The sequence below is a fragment of the Pseudoalteromonas aliena SW19 genome (assembly GCF_014905615.1).
In the GTDB taxonomy this organism is placed as follows: domain Bacteria; phylum Pseudomonadota; class Gammaproteobacteria; order Enterobacterales; family Alteromonadaceae; genus Pseudoalteromonas; species Pseudoalteromonas aliena.
In genome coordinates, this window is record NZ_AQGU01000022.1 from 446,695 (window position 1) to 460,245 (window position 13,551).

Here is a 13,551-nt window from a genome sequence, read left to right on the forward strand (position 1 = left end):
ATGCGCAACATATTACCCAATACTTATAGTATTCTATCGCGTGATTATAAAGCTTTTATAGATAGATGAAAATCCATCCAGTTACGCAACTGATTATACCGACTATAAATATTATGAATAGTGGTTAGGTTAAAATCTATTTTCATGAATGTTTGTTAAGTAAGAATCATTGCTATTTAACCTTAACTCTGGTTAAGGGATTTACTAACATATTGAATTATTGTGATATTTAAATTTATTTTTTCTAGTCAGAGATTTTCAGTGAAAACAAGGCGAATTTACGCGTCAATAGCGGGTCTATTGCAAGTAAATTCAACGCAGTTAGCGTTAAAAATAGCTGCTCGAGATGGGTTTATTATCCAGAGTTCAGGTTATTTATAGTTTTATCGACAGTTGATCCGCATCCATGTAGTTGTATATCAGAAAATTTTAACGCAGTTAGGCGTCAGGTTTAATCCCTCAAATTGATAAAGTACCATTGTTATAACGTTACCTACTTTTAATATACGCATAAAAAAACCCAGCGCGTGGCTGGGTTTACAAAACTTAAATTCTAACTATTAACGCTTAACTTTTACGCGCTCAACAGTTGATACATGAGCTTCAACACGACGGTTTTCTGCGTGTGCAGCTTTAGTATTAGCTGTATTTTTAAGACGTTCTTCGCCGTAGCCTACAGTACTAATACGATCTCTTGAAATACCATCTTTAACTAACTCATCAGCAACATCATCTGCACGCTTTTTAGATAGTTTTTTGTTGTAACTTGCGTCACCAACAGCTGAAGCATGACCTTCAAGTAATACTGTTGTCTCTGTATGCTCTTTCAAAAACTTTGATACCGCAGCAATGTCGTCAAAATATTGTTGCTTAACCATCGCAGAGTCATGTGGGAATGTAACTAATAAGCTAGTCGTTACCTTAGCTTCTTCATATAAAGTACATCCATCGCTATCAACTGCATCTGTCATTGGTGTGTTTGCACATTTATCATCTGCATTAACAACACCATCATTGTCGCTATCAGCAGGAGTTGCAACTGGTGCTTCAACAACTACAGGTTCTGGTGCCGGTTTAACAGGCTCAGCAGGTGCAGAGTTTTGGCCAAATAAGTAGTTAATACCAATTTTAGCGCCTAAATCTGTATAACCTTTATCAAGACCTTGGTAAACAGCTGTTTCTGCATTTACAAATAAGCCGTCTGTGATGAAATGTTGGTAACCAACACCTACATTTAAAAACGTATTATCTTTAACAACGTCAATTTCTTTAATACCGAATAAACCGTAAAAAGGACCGCCATTAAAGTGGTACAAACCGTCAATGCCGTAACGCTCACCGTCAACATTGTTGCGGTTACCATTTACTTTATCAAAAGCGTTAAAATCCATGTCTGCATATTCAATTCGTGCACTCCAGTAATCACTGAAACGGTAGCCTACTTCGGCACCCCAACCAGTCGATTCATTGATATCAAGGCCAGCTTGAGCGCGGATGTTTTCCCATGAAGCATCGTAGTAATCACCGAATGCACCAATGTAAAAGCCTTCTTCTTTATCTGCAGCAAATGTAGATGCACTAGTTGCAGCTAGCGCAATTGCGATTGCAAGTGATTTTAATTTCATTGTTTTGTTCCCATTTTTTAACAACTAATAAATTGTAGCTAATAAACTCTAGCTCAACCAGTTTTGTACAGACTACCTTAACCTTTGTTAATCGATACTTAACGAAAACAAAGTTTATTTTAATTGCATCGGATAATACCACTCGAACATGGCTTACCCTAGCGATGGCGTGTTTACGATTAAAAATGGCTCTTTATAATCATGCCATTACATTTACAATCAATGATTAAGTACCACAAAAAGTGCGATAACCATTGTCACTCTCTGGCACAACCTGGAACTCTAATAATTCTTCACTCGCTAAATATGGGTTATTTATCACTTTCGTAAAGCGATTTAACACATCACTTGAGCCAAATTCATTATACTCGGTAATTATTTTTTCGATGATGTGATTTCGTGGAATGGCTCTAGGATTAGCTTGGCGCATTGTTTGATAGCTATTTTCATCAGTGCGGTGATGCCACTTTATAGCCCACTGTGCTAGCACGTCTGGCACTGTCGCTTTATATTTCAATGATTCAGTTAATGCATCAAAGGTATTGGTGTAATCTAATTGATGGTCCTTTAATAATTTTAATAGCTCACCAATCAAATCACTGTCGTCAATATCTGCTTTTGCCAACCCTAATTTTTGTGCCCACATTGCTGTAAATTCAATATTAAACAGTTCAGCAAAGCTATTAATATGTGGCGTCATTAACGAAACAGCTTGTTCATCATCGTCATGAATTAGTGGTATTAAGCTCTCTGCTAAGCGTGCACAGTTCCAGTTAGCCATATTTGGTTGATTCCCAAAAGCATAACGACCTTGTTTATCGATAGAGCTAAATACAGTATCAAAATCAAAGCTATTCATCATGGCACACGGGCCGTAATCAATGGTTTCTCCACTCACTAACGTATTATCTGTATTCATAACCCCATGTATAAAGCCAACACGCATCCAGCTCACAACTAGCTTAACTTGGTTTTTAATCACAGCGCCTAAAAATGCTAAATAGCGCTGCGATCCTGTACCAGTTATTTCTGAGTAATGTCGCTCTATAGCTAAATCAGCTAAATTTTTAAGTCCTTCAACATCGCCTTGCGTCGCTAAATATTGAAACGAGCCAACTCGAATATGGCTCGTCGCTAAACGAGTCACTATGGCGCCTGCTTGTGGCGGGTTGCGATAAACCGTTTCGCCACTGCCAACGACGGCTAAACATCGGGTAGTTTTAATGCCTAGTGCATGCATTGCCTCGCTCATTACGTATTCACGAATAGCGGGCCCAAGTGCACAACGGCCATCACCCCCTCTTGAATAAGGAGTAGCACCAGAGCCTTTTAATTGAATATCCCACAACTGGTTTTTATCATCATTAATAGCACCCAGTAAATGCGCTCGCCCATCACCTAAACGTGGTGAAAAATGTCCAAATTGGTGCCCAGAGTAACCAAGTGCTACTGCAGGAATTGCCTGTTTTTCGTTACCGCTAAAAGTGCTAGCACGTAAATCAGCAGCAACGTTAATATTAAACTCTTTTGCTAAGCTCTCATTCCACAGCAATAACTGAGGAGAGGCAACACTTGCAGGGAAATCTTCTATCGCAAAGTTTTCGGCTATTTGCGTATATCTTGGCACTAATTTCATGGTAATTCCTATTATTGCTGACTTATACCAACGCGGTTGTCACCTACACCATAGGCCACAATTAAGCTCAGCTCTTGCATACTTAAGCCACTTTGCTTTTGCATTTCATTAAAAAAAGCTTGGGCTGCACTCAATGACTTTTTAGTTTGTAAGCCGCCATCTATAATTTTATGGGCACGCAAATAATTCTCTACATCGCGTGATAGTAAAAAAGTATCTTTACCAAGTGCTCGTAGCGCATAAGGCCCTGTATTTCCGCCTAAACGCGCGCCATGCTTTTTTAAATACGCCCATAAACCAATAATATTGTCTGCTGGCCAATTAGCGACAAACTGGCTAAAACTGCCATGTTCTTGTGCTATTTCGTGGATCATGTAAGCATTTTCAGTAATTGTTTTTACTTTTTTATAGTTACGAACAATACGCTCATCCGTTGCTTTTTGTTCCAGCATATCGGGGGGCATCATTAATAACTTATCAACGCTAAAATCCCAAAAAACCTCTCTAAATCCCGACCACTTATTATTAATGACTGACCAATAAAAGCCGCTTTGAAATACTTTTCGAGTAAATTCTTCCAGCCAATCGTCGTCACTTAACGTGCTTAGTTGTTTTTTAGATAGTGGTTTTGCAAGTAATAACTTAAGCATTTTTTCAGAGCCTTTTCGCTCTACCGCTCGCTTATAAATATCGCTAAATTTTTCCATACTAATTAAATACCTCACTACTTATGTTGCTAGTGTACGAGAAAAGCAGCCAATACGTAACCACTCCCATTATCGATGAATTAATCTATATTTAGCCGCTTGACACCCAGACGGCTAAAATGCTTTAATCGCTGCAATTACCCTATTTAAATTGCACAGGTTTGTAAGTTTTACTCTTCAAACAGGTGCAAAGGGCTAGAAGAGGTGCGTTATTCAGGTAGCGTATGTTAGGAGCGCAAACTCCAGTGAGCATACGTGAGGGGAATTAACGCCGAGAAGTAATCACTTTTGCGAGGTGTTTATTTCGGGCGACTAGGTTGAACCCTAGCGACTGTCACCAATAGCTGCTTATAACAAGCAGCTTATTAGTTTGGTGGAGAGCTTCTGGTCTTAAATATTAAGGCCATGCGCCCTATTATTTTAAGCCCATTCGCTCTTCGAATTATTAGTTCGAACGACGTTAATGCGGCTCCTTCCATAAAGCTTTTTAACTCTTCGAATAACTTATAAGTTCGTGAGAGATGACCAATAACTTCAATATAAACGACTACACATTATGGACCGCGCTCGTTACGCCATTAGATCAACACGGCGATGTTGACTACAACACGTTAACTAAACTGGTTAGCGATCAAGAAGCGGCACATAACGGTATTTTACTACTTGGCAGTACGGGCGAAGGTTTGGCACTAACGCTTAACGAGCAACAAGCCATTGTTGAACACGTATGCCAGCTAAAACCAAGTGTACCACTTATGGTTGCCGTGGGCGGTAGTAACTTAAAGCAACAAATTGAGTGGGTTAACTACTGTAATACACTCCCAATTCATAGCTTTTTACTTGGCTCACCGCTTTATGCAAAGCCCGGCGCTGTAGGTCAAACTCATTGGTTTGAAAGCCTACTCGATGCAAGTGCTCATCCGTGTATGCTTTATAACGTACCGGGCCGCAGTGGTGTCAGTATTCCTGTTCAAACAGTGACTAACTTACAAAATCATAAAAAATTATGGGCGTTAAAAGAAGCCAGTGGCGATATTGCTCAGTTTGAGGCTTATCGCCAAGCCGCGCCTAATTTAGCCTTATTTAGTGGCGACGATGCGCTAATGCCTTATTTTGCCCAAGCTGGCGCAAAAGGTTTAGTGTCGGTAGCTGCAAACGCATGGCCCGCACAAACTCACGAGTTTGTTAAACGTAGTTTAAGTGGTCAACATCCTAATTTATTTGCTCAGTGGACTAGTGCCATTGATAGCCTATTTGCTGTCGCAAACCCCATTCCCGTAAAGGTATTGATGCATTTGCAAGGCCGCTTAAGCAGCCCACAACTTCGTCCACCTTTAACACATCTTGAGTTAACTCAAACCGATTGCATCACAACTGCAAACAACACCATTTTATCTTGGCATTAAATACAGGTTTTTATAATGAGCTGGTTAGAACTATTAAATAATTTAGAATCGGGCGCAGTACGCGCAGCATCACAAAACGAAAGCGGCCAATGGCAAGCTAACGTAGAAGTAAAGCAAGGCATTTTAGAAGCCTTTAAAAATGGCACTAATACTGAGTTTGCAGGCGGCTTTGTTGATAAACATAACTTAGCTCCACAAGAGTTTAGTACTGACGATGGCGTGCGTATGGTACCGGGTGGCTCGAGTGTTCGCCGTGGTGCTTATGTGGCTAAAGGCACCATTATTATGCCACCAGCGTATGTAAACATTGGTGCATATATCGACGAAGGCACAATGGTCGATAGCCATGCATTAGTTGGCTCGTGTGCACAAGTAGGTAAAAACGTACATTTAAGTGCTGCAGTGCAGCTTGGTGGTGTACTTGAGCCAATTGGTGCAAGCCCAGTAGTGGTCGAAGACGATGCATTTATTGGCGCTGGCTGTATTATTGTTGAAGGCGTGGTCATTAAAAAAGGCGCAGTACTTGCCCCTGGCGTGCGTTTATCAGCAACTATTCCGGTATACGACTGCGTAAACGAGCGCCAACTAGATAAAGGCGAGCCTATTCCTGAATATGCCATTGTAATACCGGGCTCTCGTCCTGCGTCAAACGAATGGGCACGCGAGCAAGGTCTAAGCATGTCGTGTGCGTTAATTGTTAAATACCGTGACGAACAAAGCGATGCATCATTATTACTTGAAGAGGTTTTACGATAATGAGCTTTTTAAGCACGTCTATCAAAACTGCTGTAAATACTATTACACAACAACTTGATACACCTTTTTTTGTTTACGACTTAGATAGACTAAACACGCATCTTGCGCGTTTAGTTGCGCAGACCGATGTAAAACTGTGGTACGCCGTAAAAGCAAACCCACTGTCTAAAATTATTCAAAGCTTAGACAACGCCGGTTTTAATTTTGACGTAGCAAGTAAAGGTGAGCTTGAGCAAGTACTTGCACAAGGTATTAGCTCACAGCGCGTGCTCAATACAGGGCCTGCAAAAAGCCCTAAACAAATTAAACACTTTATTGAGCGCGGCGTACGTATATTTGTAGCTGAGAGCCTCAATCAAGTCCGTTGGTTAAACCAACAAGCACAACTGCAAAATACGCAGTTACAAGTATTACTGCGGGTGCAATTACGTTGGCCTGAAGGTGAAAAGAACCCACTGGGTGGTGATAGCATTACGCCATTTGGTTTGGGTTGTGATGAGTGGCAAGCACTCAATGTAGCCGACTACCCTGCACTTAAATTTGATGGCTTACATATTTTTCAATGGGGCAATATGCTTAGCACGCAAAAGCTAAGCGAATTGTGGTCACAAATGATTGCACCACTTAGCAAACTTGCCGGCGATTTAAATATTAGCCTTAAAATTCTCGATTTAGGTGGTGGTTTAGGCATTCCCTATACACAAAGCGAAACAATACTTGATTGGGATGACTTAATTGCTGCGCTCGCTAAAATTAAAAGTGATGCGGGTGTAGAAGAGTTATGGATGGAACTTGGCCGCTATGCCGTTGGCGAATGTGGTCATTACGCAAACCCAGTAGTAGAGCGCAAACAAAACTATAATCAACAACAAGTTATTTTAAGTGGCGGTATAAATCATTTATTACGCCCCGCTGTTACCAGCCAAGACTTTCCTGCTGCATTACTACGTGAATCCAGTGCTAAAGCTCAAACGGTCACTTTATACGGGCCACTTTGTACAGCGCTTGATTGCTTAGGTAAACATAACCTGCCAAGCGATTTAAATGAGCACGACTGGCTTGTGTTTAGCCAATGCGGCGCCTACGGCTTTAGCGAAAGTATGCCGTATTTTTTATGCCATGAGCTAGCCGCCGAGTATACCCTGCAAAACGGCGAGCTTACCTGTGTTCGCCAAGCTGAAAATGCCAGTCATTATTTAAGGTAATAAGTATGAGTAATACAACCCACATCAGCCAAGAGAACATTGTAGTAGGGGAAGTTGCAAACGGCTTACCGCTTACAATTCCTGTATATCGTTTAAAAGGCGATGGCACAGGGCCAAGTGTGTATATTCAGGCCAATATGCATGGCGCCGAAGTGCAAGGTAACGCAGTTATTTTTCAGCTGCTTGAGCAATTAAAACACCTAAACCTTAATGGCGACATTACATTAGTGCCTTATGCAAATCCGATTGGTTGTAATCAAAAGTCGGGCGAGTTTACCCTTGGCAGGTTCGATCCGATTACAGGTACTAATTGGAATCGCATGTACCACTACAATAAAAATTTAGTGACGCAGTTTGCACAAAATCATACTCAGTATGACGACGCTACATTAAAAAGTAACTTTAAACAGGCGCTTATTGACGAAGTAGACAGCAAACTTAACGGCCCTGCTTATTTACTTAATACGGGTAAGCGCATTGCGCTGAACCTACAAAAGCTCGCTCATCAGGCTGATATAGTACTCGATTTACACACGGGTCCTATTTCAAGCAAGCATTTGTACTGCCCAATCTATGCAACCGACAGCGCGCGTTACTTTAATATTGAACATGTACTGCTTATACCTAGTGATTTTGACGGCGCTATGGACGAAGCTAACTTTTGCCCATGGTGGCATTTAAGTAATGAACTTAGTTCACAAGGCCGTAAGTTAACAATACCTGTAGAAGCATTTACGGTAGAGCTAGGCAGCCAAGAAAAAATAGATTTAAAAGAAGCACTAAACGATGCAAACAGTATTTTGAGTTACTTAAACCACAAAGGCGTATTACAAAATGCAATGCATACCCCTGCTGATATTACTCGTTATGCGTGTAATTTAGACGACTACTTTGCTTATTACGCCCCTATTGGCGGTATGGTTGAATACATAGCACCGCTTGGCGGGCACATTAAAGCCGGTGAGCCTATTGCACATATTTTACGCATGGAGCGCTACTTAACCGAGCAGCCACTACAAACACTTACTCTTGATTGCGATGCAATTGCCATTTTGCACTTTGCATCGGCAAGCGTTAACCAAGGTACAGAACTTTATAAATTTTTTACTAACGTATTCGAGCTTTAGCTCCCACTTCTCATTGCGTGAGAGTAATACCAATTGCATTAAATTAGTGATCTATTATAGCGATAAGAAAATAGCTCAATAACAAGGCTAAAATTATGATACAGGTTGTTCTATATAAATAATTTTTAACGTCGTTAGTGAGCTATTTAATACGCTAGAACGATCATGTTTTTAATAAAATTGGTATAAATTAACTAAAATGGTTAATTTGCATTAAAAAAGCGGCCTAGGCCGCTTTTTTTCTGATCTATATATACTTTGCATTCGTATATTTTTGGATTTAAATAAAAATTCAGGAAAAGTTCACCGTTACATATGTAAAAAGACGTTATAATTAAATTAACCTAACTCCCCCTCAAACTCACAAAGGAATTACAATGAGCTGGCGCCACTGGATCACTCTTTCTGCTTTAATAAGTACTGCGGCCTTCGCACAAGAAGAAGCCCCTACAAACGAGCAAGACGACAATATTGAGCTTGTAAAACAGTGTATTTTAAACGAAGTTATTGGCGGAGATGGAAAGCAAACTCTAGACGACCTTCGTAAAAAATGTTCGGCCCTTGAAGAAGAAAAACAACTTACCGCACTTGATAAACGCCAAGCACGTGAAGAAGTCGGCAAAAAGAATAGAAATGTAATTACGCCACATAAGCGCAACTATATTTTACCTCTTTCGTACGTCTCACATCCTAACAGTCGTCCTTTTGATCGCTTTGATGAACTAACTGACGAAGAAGATGGCGAACCTCTTGACCATTTAGAAGCAAAATATCAGCTATCTATTAAAGTGCCGCTTTATGATGATTTTGCTGATGATGATCAAGCAATATTTTTTGGCTTTACGCTGCAATCATATTGGCAGCTTTATAATTCAGAAATTTCTTCGCCGTTTCGTGAAACCAACTATGAACCAGAAATATTTTGGGTTAATTATCTCGACCAAGAAAACGTACCTTGGGGCGACGAAATGGCAATTGCTTTAGGTATTTCGCATCAATCAAATGGCCGCAGTCAGCCAAACTCTCGCTCATGGAATCGTATTTATGCTAATTTCATTTGGGAAAATGAAGGCTTTGTTTTTAGCTTTAAACCTTGGTACCGCATAGCTGAAGATGAAAAAGAAAATGTTCTAGAAGCAAAAGGCGACGATAACCCAGATATTTATCGTTACATGGGTTACTTTGAGTTTAGCGGTGCGTATCGACTTAATGATCATGAATTTAGCTTTATGACACGTAACAACTTAAATTCAGATAATCGTGGTGCCATTCAAGTAGATTGGTCATTCCCACTCTGGGGTCGTGTACGTGGTTACGCACAATACTTTAATGGTTATGGCGAAAGCTTAATAGATTATAACACTGATATAGAACGTATTGGCGTGGGTATATTGCTGACAGATTTACTTTAAATAAGTATTCGCCCTTAATCAAAAATAAATATTACCCGTTTATCACTTGTATAAACGGGTAATATTTTTAAAAACGAGATCAATTTTACTGCTACTTATGATGCTTTAATCATTAAGCCTAGCCTCTGTTAACCAAAAAAGTATCCAAATAATAATGAGAGAACCCTTCTTAATCACTGTTTTGACTTTAAGTAACTCGTTATTTATTTAATTGCTGGATAATTGCGCAGTTTTTCACCATTCTACTATAGTTAAATAATTGAATGAATGGAATATAAAGTTATAAGGGTGCGCAATGCCAATTAATAAGACAACGCAAACTAAATCAGTAGCGGCTAAAGCAACTACCAATAAACCATCACTAAACAACCCCGCTGTTAGACCTAAAGTTGCGCCCACTAAACCTCAGCCATCTGATGAATTTGATATTATTGTAAAAAACAAGCCCGTAGAAGCTTCTGAACCATCCCCTATATTTGATAGCGAATACCAATACTTTACAGAAAAAGATATCAATAAAATTCTAAGTCACCTAGATAAATTAAGAGCCTCTGTATACCCAGAAAGCTATGAAAATATGGACAGTGGTGGTGATAAACCTAACTTTCCATCTGTTTGCTTAATTGGTTTAGGGCGTTGTGGTTCTAATATTGCTTTAGATGTGGCATCACTTGTGCACGATGCTCGCGACTACTACTTAGCGCAATACCGTAATGATTTAACAAAGGCAAAAGAACAAGAAACAAGGCCGTTAAAGTGGATACAAAGAAGCATCAACTTACAAAGCAGTAAAACATTTAAACCTGTGTTCTTAATTGAGCCTTTAGTTATGTTGGGTGACCTAGATAAAGATATAGAAGGACGGATCCGATTTTCATCCAAAGGGACTAATGGCGGGTTTATTGAAAAATATAATAAACTAAAAATAATGGATTTATCGGAAGTTCACGCTGGTGGTGCAGGTAATGCACCGATATTAGGCCAATATCTAGCAAAAATAATTTTAAATAAAGATACAGAGCATTTTAATAATCAAGATTGGAAATACATACATTCCTATCTAATTGATTCATGCGGGATCAGGGCTAATCAATCTCGATTGTATTTTTACATATTCAGTGCTGGCGGTGGTACTGGCTCAGGCATGGCATCTGAGTTTGGGCTTGCACAGCAATATTCATACATTAATAAGACCTTTGATATAAAGCCAGAAAACTCAGCCACCAGTCAAAATCAATCTTTTGTTTTTGAACCGATATTCACTAGTGGTATTTGTATTTTGCCTAATATATCGGACCATCAGGAAATGTCTGAAGCGTTGCACATTAATGCAGGGCGTCTGTTGTGTAAGTATTTATCTGAAGAATGGAATTTTTCTTACAATATGGACAATAATGAAAGGACAGGTACAGACACCAACAAGCTTAGACCTTGGAATGCCATGATGCTAATTTCAAACGACATTATGCGCTATGCTGAGCAAAATGATGCTAGTAATGGCATGCAGTATATTGACGTTAACTCGATGGAAAAACATGCTAATCAATATATTAGTCAACAAATCTTCAACATATTGACCGCTCAGTCAGTTACTACCGATTACGATCAGGACTACTTTAGACGCGCAGGTATAGATATTGGTGAAACAATTAGATTAGATGCAAACGATTTATTTATGAGCTTAGCCGGTCCTGTGGCAATTGCTTACGCAGAATCCGTTGTTGCGGATAATGCTGAAAAAATAAAGGTATCTGACAAAGGACAAAGTGATCTAGATATTGATGATTTATTTTTCCGGTCTATCGATTTACCGCATTTTAATAAAACAACGCAAGCAATTGAAGGTATTAGTTTATTACCCATTGAAGCGAGCCGTTATAGCGAGCTGCTCAAAAAATATCAAGAAAGTGGTTATAAGTCTGAAGCTCTAAAAGAACTGCATTTTTATAAACACTGCTCTTCTGTTGTTTCTATTGTCTCCTTACCAAAAGATTATAAATTATCTTATTTAGATTTAAATAAGCTTAAAATGCACTTAAATAATTTATTTCCGAACACAACTCTTAAACGTTACGCACTCGTTATAGGTGCCTCTGCAAATCTATCTATGACGACATTAATTGCTAAAAGCCCTTGTTTAAGCGACGATTTTTTAACTCTAATTGTTTCTTATATTAAACGCTGTTTTGCCAAAAGCGATTATCGTTACGACGATACACTGGATAACGCTGTTATTGAGTTTATTCGTGCTGATGAGTTCGATGACGCTAAATTGGAAGCTATGCTCGAGAAATTTGAAAATCCAGCCAAAATCCTCGATACAAATTGGTATGCAATTAAGCCCATGTATGAGAAAAAATACAAAGAGTTGATAACAGATAAATCTAAGTTTACTTCGATTAACGATATTCGTTTATCTGTAGACTGTGTGAAGCAAGCTATTTATTATTTAAGAGAAATTTATCGTCACCGCATCAGTAAAACTCGTATTATCTCACTTAATGGCGGCGTATCAGTTAGTCGCCCTGATTCAGAGTCATAAGTGATTTGCATGAGTACAGTTCATAATACATCGATTTGATAATGATATAACCTATGCAATAACGATGGGGATAAACCCATCGTTATTGCAGCACATTCTGCTAACCACGCTGAATTTATTAGCAATATGCCGCTATAGCCCAAGTTAATTAAGCTATAAAGCATTTCAACTTGAGCTAAGTAGACACTTGGCTTTTCAACATATTTAAAATCTCAGTATGGCTATTTTTTTACAACAAACTGTCCTTCAAACTCAGCAACAATGTCATTACCATCAAAAATAGTGACTGGGACCAAGTAGCTTGCCTTTCCTTCAGTTTCTAAATCGCTAAGTTGACCTTTGCATGTTTGAATATCAACGCTACCACGTGGATCTGTATTAAGCGGTTTTAAATACTTAATACTCGCATCGGCTAATACAATATTACCTTCAAGCCCTGCTTCTTTAAGTGCTAAGTAAGTAGCTCCCCATCCAGTGAGTGTAGCTAAGCTATAAATAGATCCTGCAAACATCGTATTATGTAAATTCAAATTCGCGTCTAAATCAGCGCGAGTTGTGAACTGCCAATCGGTATAGCTTTCTACTTTAATCCCCATTGCATCACTAATTGGAATCGACTCACGCCATGTATTTTGTAGTACTTGAGTCCAATTAGGATGGCGGAACCAACCTGGCTCGCATGGTTTTTGTTTTATCATTTTAAAATGCTGCACATCGCCATACGCTAAGTGCGCTTTCTCTTTTAATTCATAACCGTGGCGTTTATAAAATTCTAGCGCACGTTCGCGAGCAAATAAAACCAATTCACCTGCGTTTTGAGTCCACGCTATTTTTTCGAGCTCATGCAACAAACGACTGCCAATATGTTGGTTACGATTTCCTTCGGCAACTGCCATATAACGTACTTGTGCTTGCTCATGATTATTAAAGTGCAGACGCGCGACGCCAAGTACATCACCCTCTTTATTTTTTATAAAGCGGTGCTCTGCATCTTGTTCTAAATCATCTTGCTCAGAGCCACGTGGCTCGCCCCAAGGAGCGCGTAAAACCTGCCAACGCAACTGGTAATAGGCTTGCCAATCTTCGCTACTTTGGGGGGTGCTTACCTGAAACATACATACTCCTGTTGTTTGGC

At 39.4% G+C, this 13,551-nt stretch carries 10 protein-coding genes and 1 riboswitch; of the genes, 6 read left to right on the forward strand and 4 right to left on the reverse strand.

Annotated features, from left to right (window positions below):
• Positions 1-560: 560 nt before the first annotated feature.
• The 3 genes from PALI_RS04195 to PALI_RS04205 all read right to left on the reverse strand — a co-directional run bounded on the left by PALI_RS04195 (position 561) and on the right by PALI_RS04205 (position 3,968).
• Complete coding sequence (locus PALI_RS04195; protein ID WP_193154998.1) at positions 561-1,625, reverse strand: OmpA family protein; 1,065 nt, start codon at positions 1,623-1,625, stop codon at positions 561-563.
• Positions 1,626-1,851: 226 nt separating this feature from the next.
• Complete coding sequence (locus PALI_RS04200) at positions 1,852-3,261, reverse strand: protein adenylyltransferase SelO (RefSeq protein WP_193154999.1); 1,410 nt, start codon at positions 3,259-3,261, stop codon at positions 1,852-1,854.
• Between the two features lie 11 nt (positions 3,262-3,272).
• Positions 3,273-3,968: a DNA-3-methyladenine glycosylase I gene (locus PALI_RS04205; RefSeq protein ID WP_077536713.1), complete on the reverse strand. Its 696-nt coding sequence runs from the start codon at positions 3,966-3,968 to the stop codon at positions 3,273-3,275.
• Between the two features lie 191 nt (positions 3,969-4,159).
• Positions 4,160-4,360: riboswitch (Lysine riboswitch) on the forward strand.
• 129 nt (positions 4,361-4,489) lie between these two features.
• Between PALI_RS04205 and dapA the strand changes: the two genes are divergently transcribed.
• The 6 genes from dapA (at position 4,490) to PALI_RS04235 (ending at position 12,416) form a co-directional block, all read left to right on the forward strand.
• Positions 4,490-5,374, forward strand: coding sequence for a 4-hydroxy-tetrahydrodipicolinate synthase (gene dapA / locus PALI_RS04210; RefSeq protein WP_193155000.1), 885 nt, complete (start codon positions 4,490-4,492; stop codon positions 5,372-5,374).
• 15 nt (positions 5,375-5,389) lie between these two features.
• The gene (locus tag PALI_RS04215; protein WP_193155001.1) at positions 5,390-6,130 is read left to right on the forward strand and encodes a 2,3,4,5-tetrahydropyridine-2,6-dicarboxylate N-succinyltransferase; all 741 of its coding nucleotides are present in this window, start codon (positions 5,390-5,392) and stop codon (positions 6,128-6,130) included.
• The gene (locus PALI_RS04220) at positions 6,130-7,335 is read left to right on the forward strand and encodes a PLP-dependent decarboxylase (protein WP_193155002.1); all 1,206 of its coding nucleotides are present in this window, start codon (positions 6,130-6,132) and stop codon (positions 7,333-7,335) included. Before PALI_RS04215 ends, PALI_RS04220 begins: the two co-directional genes overlap by 1 nt.
• Positions 7,336-7,340: 5 nt before the next feature.
• Entirely contained in the window at positions 7,341-8,462 is a 1,122-nt protein-coding gene (locus PALI_RS04225; protein ID WP_193155003.1) for a succinylglutamate desuccinylase/aspartoacylase family protein, read from the forward strand.
• Between the two features lie 377 nt (positions 8,463-8,839).
• The gene (locus PALI_RS04230; RefSeq protein WP_193155004.1) at positions 8,840-9,874 is read left to right on the forward strand and encodes a phospholipase A; all 1,035 of its coding nucleotides are present in this window, start codon (positions 8,840-8,842) and stop codon (positions 9,872-9,874) included.
• Positions 9,875-10,169: 295 nt separating this feature from the next.
• On the forward strand, positions 10,170-12,416 hold the full coding sequence (locus PALI_RS04235) for a hypothetical protein (protein WP_226894486.1): 2,247 nt from the start codon (positions 10,170-10,172) through the stop codon (positions 12,414-12,416).
• Between the two features lie 221 nt (positions 12,417-12,637).
• On the opposite strand, the gene PALI_RS04240 is transcribed toward PALI_RS04235, so the two are convergent.
• Positions 12,638-13,531 carry a bifunctional GNAT family N-acetyltransferase/hotdog fold thioesterase gene (locus tag PALI_RS04240; protein ID WP_077536706.1) on the reverse strand — a complete coding sequence of 298 codons (894 nt, stop codon included), beginning with the start codon at positions 13,529-13,531 and terminating at the stop codon, positions 12,638-12,640.
• Between the last annotated feature and the right edge of the window lie 20 nt (positions 13,532-13,551).

Bases quoted from the DNA above. Each gene is read 5' to 3' on its own strand.
- PALI_RS04195 (WP_193154998.1), bottom strand. From the start codon at position 1,625: ATGAAATTAAAATCACTTGCAATCGCAATTGCGCTAGCTGCAACTAGT.
- PALI_RS04200 (WP_193154999.1), bottom strand. From the start codon at position 3,261: ATGAAATTAGTGCCAAGATATACGCAAATAGCCGAAAACTTTGCGATA.
- PALI_RS04205 (WP_077536713.1), bottom strand. From the start codon at position 3,968: ATGGAAAAATTTAGCGATATTTATAAGCGAGCGGTAGAGCGAAAAGGC.
- dapA (WP_193155000.1), top strand. From the start codon at position 4,490: ATGACCAATAACTTCAATATAAACGACTACACATTATGGACCGCGCTC.
- PALI_RS04215 (WP_193155001.1), top strand. From the start codon at position 5,390: ATGAGCTGGTTAGAACTATTAAATAATTTAGAATCGGGCGCAGTACGC.
- PALI_RS04220 (WP_193155002.1), top strand. From the start codon at position 6,130: ATGAGCTTTTTAAGCACGTCTATCAAAACTGCTGTAAATACTATTACA.
- PALI_RS04225 (WP_193155003.1), top strand. From the start codon at position 7,341: ATGAGTAATACAACCCACATCAGCCAAGAGAACATTGTAGTAGGGGAA.
- PALI_RS04230 (WP_193155004.1), top strand. From the start codon at position 8,840: ATGAGCTGGCGCCACTGGATCACTCTTTCTGCTTTAATAAGTACTGCG.
- PALI_RS04235 (WP_226894486.1), top strand. From the start codon at position 10,170: ATGCCAATTAATAAGACAACGCAAACTAAATCAGTAGCGGCTAAAGCA.
- PALI_RS04240 (WP_077536706.1), bottom strand. From the start codon at position 13,531: ATGTTTCAGGTAAGCACCCCCCAAAGTAGCGAAGATTGGCAAGCCTAT.